We start from the raw sequence: 20,922 nt of genomic DNA on the forward strand, positions 1-20,922 counted from the left end.
GCTCTGTTAGGTTAGTCATCAATGCATCCATGCATCAGCGTTTCAGTTTTGGATCGAGTGCATCACGCAGCCCGTCACCCATCAAATTGAACGCCAGCACCGAAACCAGAATGGCCAGTCCGGGGAAGGTCACGACCCACCATGCGCTTTGAATAAATTCCAGCGCGCTGGCCAGCATCGATCCCCATTCCGGCGTCGGTGGTTGTGCACCAAGGCCGAGAAAACCAAGGGCTGCAGCATCCAGAATCGCCGTAGAAAATCCTAGCGTAGCCTGTACGATAAGGGGGGCCGCGCAGTTCGGCAGCACGCAATTAAACATGATACGTGCGGTGCCAGCACCGGCAATGCGCGATGCGCTGACGTAGTCTTTGGTCAGTTCGCCAATGACTGCTGCACGCGTCTGGCGCGCATAGTGCGGCAACATGACGATCGCAATCGCGTACATCGCATTCATCAGTCCCGGTCCCAAAATGGCGACGACTGCGACTGCCAGCAGCAAACTTGGCAGCGCCAGCATGATATCCATCAAGCGCATAATCGCTACTTCAATCACGCCGCGAAAGTAACCCGCCAGCAGGCCAAGAACAATCCCAAGCACCAAGGACAATGAGACTGATACCAGTCCTATCACCAACGATAAGCGCGCACCGTGGATCAGGCGCGACAACATATCGCGGCCCACCGGATCGGTTCCAAGCAAAAACCTGGCAGAACCGCCGCTTTGCCACACAGGGGGCACCAGGGTCGCATCCCGAAATTGCTCGATAGGAGAATGCGGTGAGATCACGTCTGCGAACAGGGCCGCCAGTAAGATGATGAACACCACAACCAGCCCGATCACCGCACCACGATTTTGGCTAAAATAACCCCAAAATTCGCGCAATGCATGCGGCGGCGCAGTGGGCGAGGTTTTGTTTGGCGTTTGCGCCTGAATGGCTGACGGGTGGCTTATGACAGGATTAATGACAGGATTAATGACAGGATTAATGGCGGGATTAATAGCGGGGTTGATGGCACCGTTGATGGCACCATCAGACGTTGAATTAGGTGTGGTCTCGTTCATGAGTTATGCCGTATGCGAGGATTAATCACGCCATACAACAGGTCGACGACCAGGTTGACGATGATAATGATGGTGGCAGAAAGTAAAATACCGCCCTGGACCACCGGATAATCACGCCGCTGAATGGCGCCCACCAGCCATTTGCCAATACCGGGCCAGGAGAATATCGTTTCGGTCAAGATCGCGCCGGCCAGCAATGTACCGACCTGCAAGCCGATCACCGTCACCACTGGGATCAATGCATTACGCAATGCATGGACGCCAATCACGCGCCACGGCGACAACCCTTTTGCACGTGCTGTGCGGACATAATCTTCACGCAATACTTCCAACATCGCGGAGCGCGTCATGCGCGCAACTACCGCCAGAGGAATAGTCCCAAGTGCAATCGTCGGCAATATCAAATGTGACAAGGCGGATTTAAACGCGCCCGGGTCACCCGCCAACAAGCTATCAACCAGCATGAATCCGGTCACCTGCGGAATATCGTATAACAAATCAATGCGTCCAGATACGGGGGTCCATCCCAACGTCACGGAAAATAACAAAATCAGCAACAAAGCCCACCAGAACACCGGCATCGAATATCCTGTGAGCGATGCGCCCATGACAGAGTAATCGAGGACTGTATTGCGCTTCACGGCAGCCAATATGCCGGCAGGGATGCCGATCACGAGGGCCAACAACATGGCGCAGGTGGAGAGTTCCAGCGTCGCCGGGAACAATGTGAGAAATTCGCTTAATACCGATTCATGGGTGGTGACAGAGGTACCGAGATTGCCGTGGAATACCTGCCCCAGGTAGGTGAAATACTGCACATACAACGGTTTATCGAGGCCAAACTCTTTCATCATCTGAGCGTAACGGATGGGGTCCATGCCGCGCTCACCCGATATCGCTTCCACGACATTGCCGGGAATCATATGAATTAATAAAAATACGAGCAATGTGATGCCCAGAAAGGTCGGAATGACCAAACCTGCGCGCCGCAAAAGAAATCCAAACATAGGAAATACCTATTCAATAAAAAAGACGACGACGTAAAAGTAAATTCAGCTTTATGTGCTACATCTACTTTAACGTCGTCACTATGGCTTTTTGTGCCCGCTTAGGGAATATCCCACATCGAATTCAACCATTGCTATAACGTTGCATATTCCTGACTGCGTGCGCAGATCTTGCTCCGAAAGTTTCTTTTACAAAACCACCTAATGAAAATCTGCGCCCACAGGACAGGCCGATGAAACAGTTTAATAAAACAATCTGCTAATTTGCCGGAAGCTTTATTTTACTAAATCAACTTTATCAAAAAAGAAGCTATAGGGCGTTGCTGGAATCTTGAAGCCAATGACATTTTTGCGAACCGGCACAAAACCGACTGAATGCGCTATATCAATCCACGGCGCTTCCTCGTGCACGATCACCTGAGCTTTTTCGTACAAGGCTGCCCGATCACTTTGCTTCGACACCAGCTTGGCTTTTTGAATCAACGCATCAAAATCTTTATCACACCAACGTGATACATTACCGCCGCCTTTGACGCCGTCACAGCTGAGTAAATTGCCGAAGAAGTTATCCGGATCACCGTTATCGCCAGACCAGCCAAACATCATCGATTGTTGATCGCCCTGCTTGCTGCGCTTGAGATATTCGCCCCATTCATAGGTCGTCAGTTTGACCTTGATGCCAATTTTTGCCCAATCGGCTTGAATCAATTCACCGATACGTTTTCCGTCCGGATTGTAAGGACGCTGAACCGGCAGATACCACATTTCAATCTCGGCACCATTCGGGTAGCCAGCCTTGGCTAACAGTTCTTTGGCTTTTTTGAGATCGTACGGGTAATCTTTAATTTTGTCGTTATACGACCAAAGTGTTGGCGGAATCGGATTTTTTGCGACCTGCCCCGCACCTTGGTAAACCGTTTTAAGGATCGTTTCCTTATCGATTGCCATGCTCAATGCTTGCCGCACCAGCTTGTTATCGAACGGTTTTTTCTCAACGTTAAAGGCAATGTAACCGATGTTCATACCGGGTTTTGAAATCAGATTAATATTGCTATCTGCTTTCATTGAGGCTAAATCCGCAGGCTTCGGATAAGACATTACCTGACACTCGTTCGCTTTCAGCTTGGCATAACGTACCGATGCGTCAGGCGTGATGGCATAAATCAGGTTATCAATTTTTGGACGTCCGCCCCAATAGGCGTCAAATGCCTTATAGCGAATAACGGCATCCTTTTGATACGATACAAATTCAAACGGCCCCGTACCGATTGGGTCACGATCAAGAAGTTCACGAGTACCGGCTTTTTGCAATTGCGTCGCATACTCTTCGGAATAAATTGATGCAAAATACATGACCAGATCGGCCAGGAACGGCGATTCAGCGTGCTTGAGTTTAAAACGCACGGTGCTGTCATCGACCTTTTCTACTTTGTCGATGATGTTGTTAAGACCCATATCGAGGTAGTAACCGAAAGTCTGTCCGCGTTCCAGAGTATGGTAAGGATTTGCAGGGTTGCCCATGCGATCAAAAGTAAACACGACGTCGTCGGCATTGAAGTCGCGCGACGGTTTGAATTTGGCGTTGCTATGAAACTTTACGCCCTTGCGTAACTTGAAGGTGTACACCGTGCCGTCGTCCGAGATGGTCCAGGATTCTGCTAACGCTGGCTTAATGGTAGTCGTTCCCAGTTCAAATTCAACCAGACGATTAAAGAGTGGACTTGCAGAAGCGTCAAAAGTGGTACCTGTGGTGTAGAGCTGAGGACTAAATCCTTCTGGGCTAGCTTCCGAACAGTAAACCAAGGTTTTTTTGGCTTGCGCTGAGGCCAGCCCGGCACAAACGCTGAGGACAGCTACTAAGCCCAGTTTGGCAACAAATTTTCCATTTTTCATCGTTCATCTCTTCCAGGGTTATGCTGCAATATCGTTGTTCAAGGTCATTATTCGAGGTCGTAATTCGAAGTCGTAATTCGACGCCGTAATTCGAAGTCGAAATTCGAAGTCGTAATTCGACGCCGTTTTACCCAGGGATTGTTTTTCACACACTCTATCGGTAAATTGGCGGTTTCGGAAGACAACAAATACCAGGTGCTGCTTCCATTCTGCTTCCTTGCTTACCGGTTTCTACATAGCCATCACGGCTTCAACTTCTTCACAGGTTTTAGGAATTGCAGGTCCCAATACGCGCGAGCCAGTCAGCGTCACCAAGACGTTATCTTCAATGCGTATGCCGCCGAAATCCATATACTCAACAAAACGGTCATAGTTAATCAGATCCGCATGCAGGCCCTTGTCACCATTAGTCATCCAGCGCTTGATCAGCTCGGGAATAAAATAAATGCCTGGTTCCACAGTGACGACCATACCGGCTAGCAATGGTTTTGCCATGCGCAAATTACGGAGGCCAAACAAGTCGCTACGCGTCACCGTCACGTCGTAACCCACTGCCGTCTCGCCGAGTCCTTCCATATCGTGCACGTCCAATCCAATTTGATGACCGAGCCCATGGGGAAAGCATATGGCGTAAGCACCGGAATCGACAACCTCCTGGGGATCGCCTTTAAAAAGACCGAGTGCCGACAGGCCATTCACTATTTCCAGTGCTGCCAGACGATGCAGCGCAAGATACGATACTCCCGGACGGATAGCGGCGATGGCACACATTTGTGCGGATAAGACAATCTCGTAGACAGCGCGTTGGCGGGGGCTAAATTTTCCGCCGACCGGTATTGTCCGTGTTATGTCTGAAGCGTAACCCAACGCGCTTGATACGCCTGAATCATTGACTACTAAATCCCCGGCGGCCAATTGTTGGGTATGATCGCGGCTGTGCAGTATTTCGCCATGTCGGGTAAAAATGACGGGGTAAGCACCATGCAGATCATAACCACGCATGATGCCTTCGATGGTGCCCACCACCTGATATTCAAACACTCCCGGCCGCGACTGTTGCATCGCCGCGATGTGCATTTCTTTGGTAATGACTAAAGCACGCTCCATTTCGGCTATTTCTTCGGGTTCTTTTATTTCACGCAAACCGATGATCGCCGCGATCAGCCCTGGCGATGCACCGGCATCAACCTGTTCTGGCGTACAGCCAAAAAGACCGGCCAGCATTAACGTTGACTCGCCACGATAAGGCGGTAAGTAATGGATGGTGCGCCCATTGCTGCGCGCCTCTGCAATGACTGCGTGAAGGGCGTGACTGGGTTTCACCACAGCATAAGCGGCATCAGCGAGAGTAGTGTGAGGAGCGACAACGCCGACCGATGCAGCAAGCGCGACTAACGACGGCTGTTGTCCGGTCCATACCACTTCTTCGATAGTCGGGTCATCGCCAAACAGAAGATCCAGCCCGCCGTCGATATCGATGACGCCGACCAGATAAGGTTGGTTCAGGCCAAAAAAATAAGAGAACGAGGAATCCTGTCGAAATGGGTAATTGTTATGCGGATAATTCATGGAGGCGTGAGCGTTGCCCGAAATTAAAAGCAATCCGGACGAAAACTGTTGTCTTAACTTTTGTCGCCGCCTGGCGTATTGCACACTTTCGAACATGTTTATCCTTAATTTTTTTAATCATGCCATGACCAGATTAGCAAAATCTATACCAGACTAAGAATTTTCTGTACCTTTTAGAAACCTTTCGTAATTCCCATGCTTTTCCTCTATGACATTTCCATGTTCGTCATCGAAAAGTTGCGCAGTACCAACCCATAACAATTCGGCTTGCTTGCTTTTGTGCATTAACGCCTCAACAGTGTGCGGAATGTTGCCATCGAAGTGAAGACTATCTCCGGCACACAACACGAAATGTTGCAGACCGACCGTATATTCCACTTGTCCGCTCAACACAAACACCATTTCATCACCGTCATGCGACACCATTTCAGACTTGTATCCGCACGGCATGGTGAACTTGACCGAATGCACCTGGCTGCCGGGAAAAACCGTCGATAAGCGCTCATACTTCACCGGTCCGCTAGCGACTGTGTAAGTTTGGCGCTGATCCTGATAGGAGTCGGGCTGTATTTGCTCAGGCTGCTTAATCAGGTCGCCAATCACGACCCCAAGCGCTTTCGCGATAACGACTAATGAGGTAATGGATGGCGTGGTCAGGTTGCGCTCGACCTGCGATAGAAAGCCCGCTGTCAACCCGGTCTCGCGGGCGACTTGCATCAGCGTTTTTTTCACCGCATGGCGCCGCGTCCGAATGGTCTTTCCTAACTGTGGTAGTGCCATAGTGTCCCCGCCTCTTTACCCGTTAATTTTTTAGCGCCGTTTTTATTTAGCATTCATGCGCTGGTAAAGTGAGGGAAATTATAGTCATACTAAAATCGCAGTCAAGTATAAATTGTAGTGACACTATAATTTTTTCTCATTAGCATGGGTAAAGATCAACTATGAGCGTTCAAACATGTGGCTTAAAAATTCCGATGATAGAAAGCGAGCCTGGCGGTTATGCAAGGCATTAGCAACAATTTAGTGAATAATCAAAACCTGAGAGAATCGTCGCTTTGATCCAGTAACTTAGCTAGTAACTAAGCTAGTAACTAAGCCCTGAACTAAGCCAATAGCTAAGCCATGAACTAAGCCGGTAGCTTAGTCTCCACGCGCCTTTTCATCCAAATCGCGTAGCCAGTTCAATTTCTCCCCAATTTTGACCTCGACGCCTCTTGGCACCGGGACGTACCAGCCAGGATCGGGCATCCCGTCGGGCAGATAGGTCTCTCCTGCCGCATAGGCGTTAGGTTCATCGTGCGCGTAGCGATAGGCATGACCGTAACCCAGCTCTTTCATTAACTTGGTGGGTGCGTTGCGCAAATGGACCGGGACTTCCCGCGATTTATCCTGTTTTACAAACGCCATCGCCTGATTGAACGCGTTGTAGCCGGCGTTACTTTTGGCGGCGATTGCCAGATAGATGACCGCCTGCCCCAGCGCTAACTCACCTTCTGGCGAACCTAAACGTTCAAAAGTATTCGCGGCATCGTTCGCAATTTGAATGGCGCGCGGATCGGCCAGACCGATATCCTCCCACGCCATACGGACGATACGACGCGAGAGATATTTGGCGTCAGCCCCACCATCAAGCATCCGACATAGCCAATACAATGCGGCATCGGGATTCGAACCTCGCACCGATTTGTGCAACGCCGATATCTGATCGTAAAAGTTGTCTCCGCCTTTATCGAAGCGGCGCGCATTCAGCGTCAATGCATTTTGGATAAACTCTGCTGTGATGCGATTGGTGCGCGCTGCGGTGGATGCGGTATTGGTCTGTTCCAGTAAATTAAGCAGTCTGCGCGCATCACCATCGGCATAGCCGACCAAGGTGTCTATCGCGGCTTCTTCGAATTCCAGATGTGGCAGCACCGTGGCGTGCGCGCGGGCTAATAGTTGCTTGAGCTCTTCGTCCGTGAGCGACTTCAACACGTAGACCTGGGCGCGAGACAGCAACGCAGAATTAACCTCAAACGAAGGATTTTCCGTGGTCGCGCCAATCAGCGTCACCAGACCAGACTCTGCATAGGGCAACAGCGCATCTTGTTGCGATTTATTGAATCGATGTATCTCATCGACAAACAGAATGGTGTGCTTACCCATCGCCAGGTTTTGCTCTGCACGCTCCATTGCCGCACGAATATCTTTAACCCCGGAAAACACCGCTGACAAGGCGATGAATTCACATGCAAACGCATTTGCCGTCAGACGGGCCAAGGTAGTTTTGCCCACCCCGGGCGGCCCCCATAAAATCATGGAATGCGGCTTGCCGGACTCAAAGGCCAGCCGCAGGGGCTTGCCTACTCCCAACAAATGGCTCTGACCGATCACATCATCGAGTTTAGCGGGACGGAGGGCCTCCGCCAGCGGTGGCGTGGGTTCTACCTTGAATAGATCGGACATGGGAAAAAAGGCTCTGCAAAAATAGTGGCTGGTTAAAAATGAAGACCGGTACAACGATAGCGTCCACCACAGTTTAACGCATGCTGCCAGAAGTATGGCTCGGCGCTGAATGCTGTTGTATGGCATAGAGTGGCTTAGAGTGGCAACCTCACGCGCTCAACCTGACCCAATGATCGCGCATCAAAAGTGACCAGAAAATTGTGAAAAGCTGGCATGGATGGGCAGAAAGGTGCCGATTATGAGAAAATCCGCCGTGATCCGTGGTACGACTTCAAATAGCCGTCGCCACCAATCAAAGTATGCCCATATTGGACATCGACAAAACGCAATAGCAACGCCCACTCTTCACTATTTTTCTATGCCTTTCGTTGTCACTGATTCTTGTATCCTCTGCAAATACACCACCTGCGTTGATGTTTGCCCGATGAACTGCTTCCGGGAAGGGCCGCAATTTCTCGTGATCGCACCGGATGAATGCATCGATTGCTCGTTGTGCGTATCAGAATGCCCGGTCTCCGCCATTTATTCCGACGTCGACCTACCTGCGCATCAACGTCATTTTACCCAGTTGAATGCGGAGCTTGCGGCGCGCCCTGACTGGAAGCTGATTACGCGCTCGAAGGCGCCATTGGCAGAGCATTTAATGTGGCGCTCAACATCCGACAAATTAAATCTGCTGGACGCCAGCATGTGTGAACGCAATCAAGGCATTACTGGTAAGTGAATAGAGCTACGTAAATGGTGTTGCGTAACTTTAAGTGCGCCAGTCTTGTTGGCAACGACTATGATTGCGCCGCCTTCGTTGCATCACTTTGATTAATTATCGAAAACGTCAGCGCCCTTTGGTACGACAAACTTGAAGCCACCGCTTGGTGGTGCCGGATTCTTGACGAAATTCGTGAACGACAACATTGAAGTCTGTCCGAAAGAATCTTTTAATTCCATTGCTTCAGGCAAGCCATTCCGCAAACCGACGCCAATATGGTCGAACGTCGTATCCTTCGCTTTAGGCGTCACTTCCAGCCACTCCAAACCATCCTTCGGCGTGCCCTCTTTCAGAGTGAAGTTCTTTTCCAGATCGTTACTGCCAAACAAAATCGCCGCTGGCGACGAACCCAATGCGTTGCCCAGTTTTTTGGTTGTGACCTGATTCAGATCTTTATCGTAAATGAACAGTTTGTCGCCATCTGCCTGCAATACTTGCTCGTAGGGCTTGGTGTAAGTCCAGATAAATTTACCGGGACGCGCAAAAATAAACGTCCCGGATGAGGTTGTCGAAACCTTGGGTTTATTCGTGCCGCTATCGGTCGTCACCAAACGTTGCGTAAACTCACCTTTGGCAGATTGCGTGCTACTGACAAACGATTTAAATTGTTCGAGCGCACTGGCACTCGCCAAACCCGGCACTAAAGCTGCGGAGAAGGCGAGCAAGCACACCAGTTTGCGCATGTTGAACGCGGCTGCAACCGGCGCGGGAATGCCGCTAAATAAGCGTGGATTCATGACGTTTTGTTTATCTACATGCTGGTTGTGGTTCACGGTAGCTTCCATTCAGGTTCATTTGTTAATGACGGGCGTCAGGATGGCTGCTGTTAAGTTAAGAGCGTCGTAACGCTCAGTACACTGCGCCTTCCTTCGGGCCGTCTTTCGTCAACTTCAACAACGCTTCCAAACGTTACTCGGGATTGCCGACCGGCACCAGGATTTCACGATTTCCGTTAGATTGCATAGTGGATACTAGCCCGCTTTGCTCCATTTGCTCGAGCAATCGGGCGGCACGGTTATACCCGATGCGCAAGTGGCGCTGCACCAGCGAAATCGAGGCGCGACGGTTCTTCAACACAATGGCAACCGCCTGATCATATAGCTCATCACCTTCCGAACCGCCTGCCGCTACGCCGCTGCCACCTTCAACGCCATCTTCCATGACGCCACCTTCAAGGATACCTTCAACGTAATTCGGTTCGCCTTGCTCCTTCAGATAATCGACCACCCGATGCACTTCCTCATCCGACACAAAGGCACCATGGACCCGAATCGGCAGACCGGTGCCGGGCGGCATGTACAACATATCACCCATTCCCAACAGAGCCTCAGCACCCATTTGATCCAGAATAGTGCGGGAATCGATCTTGCTGCTGACCTGAAACGCAATTCGGGTGGGAACGTTGGCCTTGATCAATCCTGTAATCACGTCTACAGATGGACGCTGTGTTGCCAAAATCAAGTGAATACCGGCTGCACGTGCTTTTTGTGCAATACGGGCAATTAACTCTTCCACCTTTTTGCCCACCACCATCATCAAGTCCGCCAACTCATCGATAATCACGACGATGGTAGGCAACTTCTCCAAAGGTTCGGGCGCATCCGGGGTCAGGCTGAACGGATTAGGAATCTTGTCTTCGCGCTTTTCTGCGTCAATAATCTTTTGGTTATAGCCCGCCAGATTCCGCACACCCATCTTGGACATCAGTTTATAGCGTCGCTCCATCTCATTGACGGCCCAGTTTAGCGCGTGCCCCGCTTGCCGCATATCAGTCACAACCGGCGCGAGCAAATGTGGAATGCCTTCATAAATGGACAATTCCAACATCTTTGGATCGATCAAAATTAAGCGAACCTGTTTGGGATCGGATTTATACAGCAGCGACAATATGGTGGCGTTAATACCCACCGATTTACCCGAGCCGGTGGTCCCTGCGACCAACAAATGCGGCATTTTGGCTAAATCGGCGACGACCGGATGACCGGCGATATCCTTGCCCAGCGCGATGGTCAGGCTGGAAACGCCATCGTTATAAACTTTTGAGCTGAGGATCTCGGTCAAACGCACAATTTGACGTTTTGGATTTGGCAGCTCCAGGCCCATAAACATCTTGCCGGGAATGACTTCCACCACGCGAATCGAGGTAAGCGACAAGGATCGTGCCAGATCGCGCGCCAAACCAACAATTTGGCTCCCTTTGACGCCAGTCGCTGGCTCAATTTCGTAGCGCGTAATCACCGGGCCAGGATACGCGGCAACCACTTTTACCTGTACGCCGAAATCAGAAAGCTTTTTTTCAATCAAGCGACTGGTAAATTCCAGGGTTTCGACACTGACGGTTTCCTGTAGCGGAGGCGCTTCATCGAGCAGGGATAACGGCGGCAAGTTGGTATCGGGCAAATCCTGAAAAAGGGTCGTTTGTCTTTCCTTTTCTACCCGTTCAGATTTTTGCACGGTCACAATTTGTGGCTCAATGCGGATCGGTGTTGCCTCAATGGCCTTTGCGCGCTCTTGCACCACCACTTCCTCGCGTTTGACGGCAGCGACATGGCCGACCTTACGGTCTTCACGGGCAGCGATCAGATTTCGTAGCCAGAGGAAGGATCCCTCCACAGCGTGACCGATACGCTCAGCGACCGTCAACCACGAGACATGAAAGAACAGACTGACGCCAAGCGCGAATAGCAGCAACAATAACAAGGTCGCGCCGGTAAATCCTAGTGCGTTCTGTGCATTGCTACCAATTAATCGACCCAGCACGCCTCCTGGCGCACGCGGCAACTGCATGTGCATCGAGTACATCCGCGTATATTCGATGCCCATGCTGCCGATCAGGATTAGTACAAAACCGGCGGCGCGCAGCAAACCTTCGTACGGATGCTGCTCTTCCGGCTCGGCCTCGGCCTCGACCTCTAACCGATGCGATATACGCTGATAGCCACCCCACAACGAACGCAGCAGAAGGACACACCACCACCACGCGGAGGCACCGAACACAAACAACATCAAGTCAGCCAGCCACGCACCAACGTGCCCGCCCCAGTTCGCGAGGTTCGGCACAACCCTGGCTTGTGACCATCCCGGATCTGCTTTGGAATAGCTCACAAAAATAATCACCAGATAAGCAGTCAAGGCCGCAAAGATGATCCAACGCGCCTCTGACAGCAGACGCACCAGCCGATTTTGAGGCGGGGGCGCCGGTTTCGGTTTGGCGCTACGGGTATAAGCTTGCGTTGTTCTAGTCATAAATCCAATTGGCGATACGATTACTGGTTAATACTATGAAATTTGATGAAAACCAGACGTTCACAGACTGGGATCACGAAATACTGCCGTTTTTCTACCTGGTTGCGCGTTCACCGTACTTATAGTACTTGTCCATCGCTGCTTAAGCATTGTAACAATATGAAATTATGCACTGGATTGGGCTGCGAATGAAGCAACGACATGCATCCTTTGATGCGGTGCGGCAAATTGGTTCTCGCTATCAACACAATTAGTTTCCTGATCACGTCATCATCACTGGTTCGACTATAATCTTAACCAGTTTTAGGGTGCTTTTAAACCATACAGACAATATTTGTAGTTTGTTATGGTTTTGGCATCCATAAGGATTCGTCCTCCATCGCTTTGTTGGCTGCCTTGATATCTGAAATTAAGATCTCCATATTAAAGACTAACGTTGGATTTACCGAACCAATTGCCGTTTATTTACCCGGAAAGACATCCGGGCGAGATGCTGACAAAGCAAGTTCGCTGACCGACTCCGATGTTCGATGTTTGACCACTCACTGAGATTATTTTATGACCACCGAAAAAACTATCAAGCATGCCAAAGTGTTAATTCTTGGCTCCGGACCTGCAGGCTACAGCGCTGCCGTTTATGCTGCACGTGCCAATCTGAATCCAGTGCTGATTACCGGGATTGAACAAGGCGGTCAGTTAATGACCACCACGGATGTTGAAAATTGGCCCGGCGATCATGGTGGCGTGCAAGGTCCTGATTTGATGCAACGCCTGCTGAAACACGCGGAAGAATTCAAAACTGAGATTATTTTTGACCATATCCACACCACCAAATTGTCAGAAAAGCCGTTCCGCCTGATCGGTGACTCTGGCGAGTATACCTGCGACGCCCTGATCATCGCCACCGGCGCATCGGCACAATATCTTGGTCTGCCATCTGAGGAGGCCTTTATGGGTAAAGGTGTGTCCGCCTGCGCAACCTGCGACGGATTTTTCTACAAAGGCCAGGAGGTTGCCGTAGTCGGCGGCGGCAATACTGCGGTGGAAGAGGCCCTGTATCTGTCCAACATTGCAACCAAAGTCACTTTGGTACACCGTCGCGAAAAATTCCGCGCCGAGCCTATTTTGATAGACCGTTTGATGGCGAAAGTTGCAGAAGGAAAAATAGCCATTGAATACAACCATACGTTGGAAGAAGTCACTGGCGATACCAGCGGCGTAACGGGCATGAACATTAAATCGACCGTCGATGGTACGGTCAAGCCGGTCACGCTGCACGGTGTATTTATCGCCATCGGTCACAAGCCGAATACCAGTATTTTTGAAGGCCAGCTGACCATGCACAACGGCTATATCAAGACCAAAACCGGTCTTGAAGGTATGGCGACGGCAACCAGTATCCCCGGCGTGTTTGCCGCTGGCGACGTGCAGGATCATATTTATCGTCAGGCAATTACCAGCGCTGGCACCGGTTGCATGGCCGCTTTGGATGCGCAACGTTTTCTGGAAGAGTAACGCAAAGGCCGTTACCCTCGCTCTTTTAATGCAGCGGTGCTAACGGCCTCATCAAGGCACATCAAAACGATTAAAATAAAGCAACACTATCCAGTACGCATCACCTGAAGGAAGCGCCATGTCCGCCCCAATCAAAGATTTTAACGATCTCAAATTCCTGCAACAAAAATTGAAGGCTGAAGAAGAAGTGCGTGTAGCAGAAGCGGCAGCGCGCCAGCTGCGTGCAGAGCAGGCCGAACGTGATGCCAATGTGTTTCGAAAGAGCGTGGGGAATATACAACCGCTAGTTTCGCCGTCAAAGAAAAAATAATCAGAGACTGACCATCCCGTCAACGCGAGCGACCCTATGTCCGGCCCGATTAAAGAATTTCGCGCACTCAAACCACTGAGAAAAGAACTTAAAATACAGCACGAGGCGCGTCAGGAAGCCGCCGCTGAACAGTTGCGTCGCGCCCAACAACTGGCGCAAGAGAGCGAACAATTTAGCCAAAAAGTAGGGCCGGTGTTTCCGCTCAAAGCCTCTGGCAAGCTGACTCCCCCTCAGCAGCATCCGAAACCCTATCCGCGTACCCTGCAGAATACATTCCATATGGATGCATCGTTGGGATCGACCATCCTGCAAGCATCACTATCGGACCTGTTCAGCATCGAAAATCTGCTCGATAGCGACGATCATCTACGCTTTGCCCGCAATGGGGTCGGCAACGAGATGCTGGCAAAACTGCATCGTGGACATTGGGCTGTGCGACAACAACTCGATTTGCATGGCCTGCGCATCGATCAGGCCCGCGATACTTTGGCAGAATTTCTTCAGCTAGCGAACAAACGACGCTGGCGTTGTGTGCGCGTCATTCACGGCAAAGGATTCGGTTCTGTGAACCAAGTCCCAGTTCTTAAAGGCAAAGTGCGTGACTGGTTGGTACAAATCGATAGTGTGGTGGCTTTTTGCCAGGCTAGCGAGGCAGACGGCGGTTCCGGCGCAATCGTAGTTTTGCTTAAAGCCCAACCGCGCGACTAAACCTTGTCGGCGCAATCCAATACCGTTTAAGCTCAGCCATCATGCGAGTCGTGCGTCGCAATGCTGCCCTTGCGCCAGTACCCTGATGCGCGAATCCACTTAGGATTGGCATGGCGTTCTGCCACCAGATAGGCCCGTAAGGCTTTCGCTTGTGCTGACTCACAGCCGATCCATGTATGAAACGTGCCGGTTGGCAACGGCATGTTGTGCAAGGCATCAAGTAATGGAAAAGCCCCTGCGTCGGCGCTACGATGTACCCAGACGATCTCGACCTTCGCTGCGCTTTCGAACGTGATGTGATCGGCGGCCCCGTCTACTTCCACCAGAACGTTGGTCCGCGCATTGGGCGGCAGTTCGGCAAGGCGCCTTGAAATGGCCGGTAAAGCGGTATCGTCGCCAATCAGCAAATGCCAGTCAAAGTCGGTCGTTACGATGAAAGAACCTTTTGGTCCCGCAATCCCCAAGCGCTGCCCTGGCTTTGCTTGCTCAGCCCAGAGCGTAGCCGGTCCAGCGGTGTGCAATGCGAAATCAATTTCCAGCGTAGCGGCAGCGGCGTCATATCGACGTGGCGTGTAATCGCGCATGATCCGTTTTGCTCCTTCGGGCCATATCAGACCGTCCGGGCCTATCGTCGGAACGATCAGTTCGCCAGTCACAGGGTCGGGGAAAAACAATTTGACATGATCGTCAAACCCCAGACTGCTAAATCCTTCCAGAGCATCACCTTGAAGCGTTACCCGTACCAGGTGTGGCGTCACGCGTTGCACAGCGCGAACCTCAAGCAGGCGAAATCGAACCGGATAACGCACGCGCTGCGGCGAACGGTCAGGAATATTTTGTGACACGCCGTCCCGTTGTTCGCTTGCCGGGTTGGCCGATCGGCCAGAAGTTGCTGTATCCATTATATTTGCTCCAGTTGTTGTGCGGCATGATCAAGTACTGCTGCGAAAGCGTTGGCCTGCTCCGGCGTCAGGGCTTCACGAGAAAGCCGCATGCGCATCGCCAACTTAAGATTTTCAACGGCGCGCATGACCTGAGGTGGTCTTGTTCCGCGCGGATCGGCACCGTCCACACCGCCTTGCATACGGGCCATCATCGCATCGACGATGACGCGATTTTCGTCCAAAAAGGCCAAACCCGCTTCGGTGATGCAATAGCGCTTTCGCCCTCCTAAATCGGCTTCTTCGACCCGCAAGTAGTCCTGCTCCTCCAGTAGCGTCAGAGTAGGATAGACGGTGCCTGGGCTGGGACTATAGCTACCGCCAAGCCTGTCTTCGATCAGTTTAATCAATTCATAGCCATGACTAGGCTTATCGCTAATCAGTTTTAACAACACAAACCGCAAGCCGCCGTGACTAAAAATCCGCCCTCCGCGTGGGCTGTGCATCCCCCTGCCGTGATGGTTGCCTCCTGACTCCTGGTCATGATCGTGATCAGCCCGGCGGATGCTGCAAAGGAATCCTTTTAAATGTCGCATGATAATTTCGTTTTTTTCCATTTAGATTCAATTAAGATATATCTAAATAAGATCTAAGTCAAGAATTTATCTTTTAGGGTTCTTTAATCAAACAGCGGCCGCGCGTACCCCAAACACCGCCCGCGTTAGACCTGCCAGCGAGGCCGGTCTGTGAAAAAGGCTGCAGTTTTAACCAGCGACGCTGGAAAAAACAAATTATCTGGCGACCTTGCCTACGCGGTTTTTGGCCGCATTTAATGTTCAATTCAAAATGTTTTAATCAGCGGACCTCGGCTTCCGATAGCAGCGATCTACCCGTCGCGGAGGCCCGTGGCACTATCATCGATTTGAATTTATGACTGATGTGGCGCACTTTATCTGGCTGACATACGCAGATTAAGTTACACATAAAACCAGATCAACCTGCGCAGCACTGATTGATAAAAAAAATGATAATCTTCATTCGGTAACAAACCTCGCACTATGTTCGAACATGCGCCATTTCAAGGAATTGGTATGCGTACTTATGACAAGCTGATTGCTGTAATTCGTGTTGGTCAAAGGAACTGTAACTTGCGCTCTTCCTTTGACCGTGACGTTAACGATGGTGTCCATACACTGTCCGGCAAGTTCTGCGCATCACGACGGTACAAATACGCCCCTGCATAGCGGGGAAAATCACTCTGAAAAGGCATTATCATGACCCGCAAGACCCCCATCGATCGCTATCGAAATATCGGCATAAGCGCGCATATTGACGCTGGCAAAACCACCACTACCGAACGCATTCTGTTCTACACCGGCGTCAAACATAAAATCGGCGAAGTGCACGATGGCGCAGCCACCATGGACTGGATGGAGCAGGAGCAGGAACGTGGCATCACCATTACATCTGCCGCGACCACTGCGTTCTGGAAAGGCATGGGCGGCAACTTCGCAGAACACCGCATCAACATTATCGATACGCCCGGCCACGTTGATTTCACCATTGAGGTCGAACGCTCCATGCGCGTACTCGATGGCGTGGTGATGGTGTACGACGCTGTCGGCGGCGTACAGCCACAATCGGAAACGGTGTGGCGTCAGGCCAATAAGTACGGCGTGCCGCGGGTTGCCTTCATCAATAAGATGGATCGCGTCGGTGCGGATTTTTTCCGCGTCTATCAACAGATAATGGATCGTCTCAAAGGACACCCTGTTCCCATCCAGATTCCGGTTGGCGCAGAGGATCACTTCCAGGGCGTGATCGATCTCGTTAAAATGAAAGCCATCATCTGGGATGAAGAGAGTCAAGGCGTTGTCTTTGAATATCGCCAGATTCCAGACGACCTGCTGGCGCTGGCACAAGAATGGCACGAAAAAATGATCGAGCAAGCCGCCGAAGCGACGGACGAACTGATGGAAAAATATCTCAGCGGTGAGGCATTATCCGAAGCCGAGATTATCCACGGTCTGCGTTTGCGCACAGTCGCCAATCAGATCGTGCCAATGCTTTGTGGGAGCGCATTTAAAAATAAAGGGGTCCAAGCGCTGCTGGATGCGGTGGTTGAGTATTTGCCCTCGCCGCTGGACGTACCAGCGATTCTCGGCCATGACGAAAACGATCAGGAGATTGAACGTCATCCTGCGGACAACGAACCGTTCTCTGCACTTGCCTTCAAGATTATGACTGATCCTTTTGTCGGTCAGCTGACCTTTTTCCGGGTCTATTCCGGCGTGGTTAATTCTGGTGATTCGGTCTATATCCCGGTCAAAGGCAAAAAAGAAAGACTTGGCCGCATTTTGCAGATGCACGCCAACGAACGCAAGGAAATTAAGGAAGTGTATGCGGGCGATATCGCCGCCGCAGTCGGATTGAAAGACGTCACCACCGGTGACACGCTGTCTGATCCTGAGCATGTGATTATCCTTGAACGGATGATTTTTCCGGAGCCGGTGATTTCACAAGCGGTGGAACCGAAGACCAAACCCGATCAGGAAAAAATGGGATTGGCCCTGAACCGTCTGGCACAGGAAGATCCGTCGTTCAGGGTGCATACCGATGAAGAGTCCGGTCAAACCATTATCTCTGGCATGGGAGAACTGCATCTCGAAATTCTGGTAGATCGCATGCGCCGGGAGTTTGGCGTAGAAGCCACGGTAGGCAAACCACAAGTGGCGTATCGGGAAACCATCCACAAAGCGGTCGAAGATGTCGAAGGAAAATTCGTCAAGCAATCCGGCGGGCGCGGCCAGTATGGACATGTGGTGCTGAAGCTGGAGCCACTTGCACCGGGCAAGGGCTATGAGTTTGTCGATGCGATCAAAGGCGGCGTGGTTCCACGTGAGTACATTCCCGCAGTTGATAAAGGAATTCAGGAAACCTTGAAGAGCGGGGTTCTGGCAGGCTATCCGGTCGTTGACGTCAAAGCGACACTCACATTTGGCTCCTATCACGACGTGGATTCGAACGAGAACGCCTTCCGGATGGCAGGTTCCATCGCGTTCAAAGAAGGCATGCGCCGCGCCAACCCAGTGCTGCTGGAACCGATGATGATGGTGGAGGTAGAGACACCGGAGGACTTCATGGGCAACGTCATGGGTGACCTGTCTTCACGCCGCGGGATGGTGCAAGGCACCGACGACATTGCTGGCGGTGGCGGCAAAACTATTCGTGCGGAAGTGCCATTGGCGGAGATGTTCGGCTACTCTACAACGTTACGCTCACTCAGTCAGGGCCGAGCGACCTACACGATGGAGTTTAAGCACTACGCAGCGGTGCCGAAACATCTTCTGGATCAGATAAAATTGATCAAATAGATCTGCTGCGCGCGGTAATTATTTCAACACGCGAATCGACAGCTGGCGTGAAGGATGCCGGTGACGGAAAACCGCTTTACGCATCGCAACATTTTTTTGCTGTTGCGATGTGTAAAGTTTTTCTTAGGAACGGGCTTGCTTAGCGCCCTACTTGAGTTTAAGAGTCCAATCGTGCAACGCCTCCAGCGTTTTTGTCACGAATTCACGCGTCGGTTCGTGGGTTAGCTTACCCGCACTATCGAAACGATCAGCAGCGCCACCTATCATTACCTCTGGCTTATTCAAGACTTTCAAATCAAGAAATACCGCTATCTGGCGCAAATGATATTGAGCGCGTGCCGTGCCGATAACCCCCGGACTTGCGCCCATGATCGCCGCTGGTTTGCCCGCGAACGGTTGCTCCGGTGGACGCGAGGCCCAATCGATGGCATTTTTTAAGACACCCGGCACCGAATAGTTATATTCTGGCGTGACAAACAGAAGCGCATCGGCATCGCGGATTTGTTGACGAAAGCGCTCCACCGACGGAGGCCGACCTTGCGCATTCACATCTTCGTTATAGAGCGGAATGTCTGAAATATCGGCTTCAATAATGGTGACACCTTCGGGTGCCAGTTCGATCGCCGCACGTAACGCCGCGGTGTTGAATGAGCCTTTTCGCAAGCTGCCCGAAATACCCAATATTTTGATCGCAGGTTTGTCCATTTTCAAATTCCTTTATAGAATGATCAACCAACTAAATTAGCCTCTGCATGACCTGAACGCATTCCCCCTGGCCTATTCCATCCACCCGCTTATTCACCCACGCACCTATTCACCGAGTAGTTCGGCAATCGGTGCCATGCCCTCGACGTGCTCGGCAATGACCTTGATAATCACCACAATCGGTATTCCCACCAGTAATCCGGCGATACCCCACAACCATCCCCAGAATAACAACGCTACAAATACCGCCGAGGGATTCATTTTAGCTATTTTCCCGGTCATCCAGGTAGTCACAAAGGTCCCTACGATCGCGGCGATTCCGAGAGAGACACCTGCCAATAACAGCATCATTGAAAATGTCCCAAACTGCATAAACGCCGCCAGACTGGTGGCAATCGCGATGAACAGCGACCCAAAGTAAGGAATGATATGCATAATGCCGCCTGCCACTGCCCAGGCGCCAGCGTTTTCAAGTCCGATGACACGGAACGCCACCCACATGAGTAGCGCTAGCAAAATATTGGTTACCAGTAACATAAACATGTAATTCTGAATCGACGTATTAATCTGATCCAGGATATGCACGGTCACCTTTTTGCGGCTTAACGAAGGTCCCGTCAACTTCACTAATTTTCGTTTGAATGTATCCCCCGACTGCAACAGAAAAAATACCAGAAACAGCACCACCAGGGCTTGCCCCAAAAGCCCGATCGCACCGAGCGATCCGGCTAATAGCCACTCGCTCAACCTCGAAGCCGACGAAGCTTCACGTGCCGAAGGTTGTCCCCCGGTAGCTTTGGCAATTTCGTTGGCGGCAGCTTGCATTTGCTGCATGGTGGTTGGCTGACCATCGCGTAACTTCGCCAATCCCCGGGATAGTTTATGGGACGCTTGCGGCAGTTGCTCCAAAATGGACTGGAACTCTCCGCGCAAAACGTCTGTCACCGCTGCGCCGCCGCCCAAAATAGCGAGCAATACCACAGTGGTCGCCACCACACGTGGCAGTTTCAATCGCTGCAACCACACCACAACCGGGTTGAGCGTATAGGCAATGAAAATCCCAAACACCACCGGCGCTAGAAATTTTTGTGCCCATTGCAGTGCAAAGATGAAAACGACGGTGGCGATGATCGCCAGCGCTGCGCCGCGAGCGTCCACATGCATGCGGGTCGCTAACGGCTCGCGGCGGCTGGAAGGCAAAGGGAGACTTGGATCGGACGGTTGTTCTGGACTAGCGTTAGCGCCTGCGGCACCCGATCCAATTTCCATGGCCGGACGCATTGCATCGAGCGCAATTTTAGCGTTGATATCAGCAGGTTGACCAATTTCAGGTTGCATTAGAGTACCTATATTTTTGCCCATTTTAAATCGTCACTCAACTATGACGGTAGTATCCGCACTGCGCAAATATATATTATCCTTCCTGGCGCGTAAATGGTT

The 20,922-nt window shown here is 51.3% G+C and carries 17 protein-coding genes; 5 read left to right on the forward strand and 12 right to left on the reverse strand.

Going from position 1 to position 20,922, the window contains the following annotated elements; genetic code table 11:
• Positions 1–34 precede the first annotated feature (34 nt).
• From JQN73_RS21805 to JQN73_RS21830, 6 genes are all read right to left on the reverse strand, one after another.
• Positions 35–1,063, reverse strand: a complete 1,029-nt coding sequence (locus JQN73_RS21805; protein ID WP_205320990.1) for an ABC transporter permease subunit — start codon at positions 1,061–1,063, stop codon at positions 35–37.
• A complete protein-coding gene (locus tag JQN73_RS21810; RefSeq protein WP_205320991.1) occupies positions 1,060–2,070 on the reverse strand; it encodes an ABC transporter permease subunit in 1,011 nt (336 codons plus the stop codon). The genes JQN73_RS21805 and JQN73_RS21810 overlap by 4 nt, the downstream gene beginning before the upstream one ends.
• Positions 2,071–2,346: 276 nt before the next feature.
• Positions 2,347–3,963 carry an ABC transporter substrate-binding protein gene (locus tag JQN73_RS21815; RefSeq protein ID WP_205320992.1) on the reverse strand — a complete coding sequence of 539 codons (1,617 nt, stop codon included), beginning with the start codon at positions 3,961–3,963 and terminating at the stop codon, positions 2,347–2,349.
• Between the two features lie 231 nt (positions 3,964–4,194).
• Positions 4,195–5,628, reverse strand: a complete 1,434-nt coding sequence (locus tag JQN73_RS21820; RefSeq protein ID WP_205320993.1) for an aminopeptidase P family protein — start codon at positions 5,626–5,628, stop codon at positions 4,195–4,197.
• 57 nt (positions 5,629–5,685) lie between these two features.
• Positions 5,686–6,312 carry a helix-turn-helix domain-containing protein gene (locus tag JQN73_RS21825; RefSeq protein WP_205320994.1) on the reverse strand — a complete coding sequence of 209 codons (627 nt, stop codon included), beginning with the start codon at positions 6,310–6,312 and terminating at the stop codon, positions 5,686–5,688.
• Positions 6,313–6,672: 360 nt separating this feature from the next.
• Positions 6,673–7,977: a replication-associated recombination protein A gene (locus JQN73_RS21830; protein ID WP_205320995.1), complete on the reverse strand. Its 1,305-nt coding sequence runs from the start codon at positions 7,975–7,977 to the stop codon at positions 6,673–6,675.
• Between the two features lie 238 nt (positions 7,978–8,215).
• On the opposite strand from JQN73_RS21830, the gene fdxA reads away from it, so the two are divergent.
• A complete protein-coding gene (gene fdxA / locus JQN73_RS21835; protein WP_370551280.1) occupies positions 8,216–8,701 on the forward strand; it encodes a ferredoxin FdxA in 486 nt (161 codons plus the stop codon).
• Positions 8,702–8,793: 92 nt separating this feature from the next.
• Here the strand turns inward: fdxA and lolA are convergent, their stop codons facing one another.
• Positions 8,794–9,426 carry an outer membrane lipoprotein chaperone LolA gene (gene lolA / locus JQN73_RS21840; protein ID WP_240162616.1) on the reverse strand — a complete coding sequence of 211 codons (633 nt, stop codon included), beginning with the start codon at positions 9,424–9,426 and terminating at the stop codon, positions 8,794–8,796.
• 226 nt (positions 9,427–9,652) lie between these two features.
• Positions 9,653–11,989, reverse strand: a complete 2,337-nt coding sequence (locus tag JQN73_RS21845) for a DNA translocase FtsK (RefSeq protein ID WP_205320997.1) — start codon at positions 11,987–11,989, stop codon at positions 9,653–9,655.
• 558 nt (positions 11,990–12,547) lie between these two features.
• On the opposite strand from JQN73_RS21845, the gene trxB reads away from it, so the two are divergent.
• The 3 genes from trxB (at position 12,548) to JQN73_RS21860 (ending at position 14,522) form a co-directional block, all read left to right on the forward strand.
• A complete protein-coding gene (trxB, locus tag JQN73_RS21850; RefSeq protein WP_205320998.1) occupies positions 12,548–13,504 on the forward strand; it encodes a thioredoxin-disulfide reductase in 957 nt (318 codons plus the stop codon).
• Positions 13,505–13,622: 118 nt separating this feature from the next.
• On the forward strand, positions 13,623–13,814 hold the full coding sequence (locus JQN73_RS21855; protein ID WP_205320999.1) for a hypothetical protein: 192 nt from the start codon (positions 13,623–13,625) through the stop codon (positions 13,812–13,814).
• A gap of 36 nt (positions 13,815–13,850) precedes the next feature.
• The gene (locus JQN73_RS21860) at positions 13,851–14,522 is read left to right on the forward strand and encodes a Smr/MutS family protein (protein WP_205321000.1); all 672 of its coding nucleotides are present in this window, start codon (positions 13,851–13,853) and stop codon (positions 14,520–14,522) included.
• Between the two features lie 32 nt (positions 14,523–14,554).
• Here the strand turns inward: JQN73_RS21860 and JQN73_RS21865 are convergent, their stop codons facing one another.
• Both JQN73_RS21865 and JQN73_RS21870 read right to left on the reverse strand, forming a co-directional pair.
• A complete protein-coding gene (locus tag JQN73_RS21865; RefSeq protein ID WP_205321001.1) occupies positions 14,555–15,424 on the reverse strand; it encodes a siderophore-interacting protein in 870 nt (289 codons plus the stop codon).
• Positions 15,424–15,999 (reverse strand): PadR family transcriptional regulator, encoded by a 576-nt coding sequence (locus JQN73_RS21870; protein ID WP_370551281.1) that lies wholly within the window; start codon positions 15,997–15,999, stop codon positions 15,424–15,426. The genes JQN73_RS21865 and JQN73_RS21870 overlap by 1 nt, the downstream gene beginning before the upstream one ends.
• A 678-nt stretch (positions 16,000–16,677) precedes the next feature.
• Here JQN73_RS21870 and fusA point away from each other — a divergent pair.
• On the forward strand, positions 16,678–18,777 hold the full coding sequence (fusA, locus tag JQN73_RS21875; RefSeq protein ID WP_205321003.1) for an elongation factor G: 2,100 nt from the start codon (positions 16,678–16,680) through the stop codon (positions 18,775–18,777).
• 147 nt (positions 18,778–18,924) lie between these two features.
• On the opposite strand, the gene JQN73_RS21880 is transcribed toward fusA, so the two are convergent.
• Both JQN73_RS21880 and JQN73_RS21885 read right to left on the reverse strand, forming a co-directional pair.
• Complete coding sequence (locus JQN73_RS21880) at positions 18,925–19,482, reverse strand: NADPH-dependent FMN reductase (RefSeq protein ID WP_205321004.1); 558 nt, start codon at positions 19,480–19,482, stop codon at positions 18,925–18,927.
• A 105-nt stretch (positions 19,483–19,587) separates the two neighbouring features.
• Positions 19,588–20,751 (reverse strand): AI-2E family transporter, encoded by a 1,164-nt coding sequence (locus tag JQN73_RS21885; protein ID WP_205323525.1) that lies wholly within the window; start codon positions 20,749–20,751, stop codon positions 19,588–19,590.
• Between the last annotated feature and the right edge of the window lie 171 nt (positions 20,752–20,922).

Source organism: Glaciimonas sp. PAMC28666, assembly GCF_016917355.1.
Classification (GTDB): domain Bacteria; phylum Pseudomonadota; class Gammaproteobacteria; order Burkholderiales; family Burkholderiaceae_D; genus Glaciimonas.

Excerpts from the sequence above, each read along its gene's own strand:
- JQN73_RS21885 (WP_205323525.1), bottom strand. The coding sequence starts at position 20,751 with ATGGAAATTGGATCGGGTGCCGCAGGCGCTAACGCTAGTCCAGAACAA.
- JQN73_RS21815 (WP_205320992.1), bottom strand. The coding sequence starts at position 3,963 with ATGAAAAATGGAAAATTTGTTGCCAAACTGGGCTTAGTAGCTGTCCTC.
- fdxA (WP_370551280.1), top strand. The coding sequence starts at position 8,216 with ATGAGAAAATCCGCCGTGATCCGTGGTACGACTTCAAATAGCCGTCGC.
- JQN73_RS21845 (WP_205320997.1), bottom strand. The coding sequence starts at position 11,989 with ATGACTAGAACAACGCAAGCTTATACCCGTAGCGCCAAACCGAAACCG.
- JQN73_RS21860 (WP_205321000.1), top strand. The coding sequence starts at position 13,851 with ATGTCCGGCCCGATTAAAGAATTTCGCGCACTCAAACCACTGAGAAAA.
- JQN73_RS21880 (WP_205321004.1), bottom strand. The coding sequence starts at position 19,482 with ATGGACAAACCTGCGATCAAAATATTGGGTATTTCGGGCAGCTTGCGA.
- JQN73_RS21820 (WP_205320993.1), bottom strand. The coding sequence starts at position 5,628 with ATGTTCGAAAGTGTGCAATACGCCAGGCGGCGACAAAAGTTAAGACAA.
- lolA (WP_240162616.1), bottom strand. The coding sequence starts at position 9,426 with ATGCGCAAACTGGTGTGCTTGCTCGCCTTCTCCGCAGCTTTAGTGCCG.
- JQN73_RS21855 (WP_205320999.1), top strand. The coding sequence starts at position 13,623 with ATGTCCGCCCCAATCAAAGATTTTAACGATCTCAAATTCCTGCAACAA.
- JQN73_RS21825 (WP_205320994.1), bottom strand. The coding sequence starts at position 6,312 with ATGGCACTACCACAGTTAGGAAAGACCATTCGGACGCGGCGCCATGCG.
- JQN73_RS21810 (WP_205320991.1), bottom strand. The coding sequence starts at position 2,070 with ATGTTTGGATTTCTTTTGCGGCGCGCAGGTTTGGTCATTCCGACCTTT.
- JQN73_RS21870 (WP_370551281.1), bottom strand. The coding sequence starts at position 15,999 with ATGCGACATTTAAAAGGATTCCTTTGCAGCATCCGCCGGGCTGATCAC.
- fusA (WP_205321003.1), top strand. The coding sequence starts at position 16,678 with ATGACCCGCAAGACCCCCATCGATCGCTATCGAAATATCGGCATAAGC.
- JQN73_RS21830 (WP_205320995.1), bottom strand. The coding sequence starts at position 7,977 with ATGTCCGATCTATTCAAGGTAGAACCCACGCCACCGCTGGCGGAGGCC.
- JQN73_RS21805 (WP_205320990.1), bottom strand. The coding sequence starts at position 1,063 with ATGAACGAGACCACACCTAATTCAACGTCTGATGGTGCCATCAACGGT.
- trxB (WP_205320998.1), top strand. The coding sequence starts at position 12,548 with ATGACCACCGAAAAAACTATCAAGCATGCCAAAGTGTTAATTCTTGGC.
- JQN73_RS21865 (WP_205321001.1), bottom strand. The coding sequence starts at position 15,424 with ATGGATACAGCAACTTCTGGCCGATCGGCCAACCCGGCAAGCGAACAA.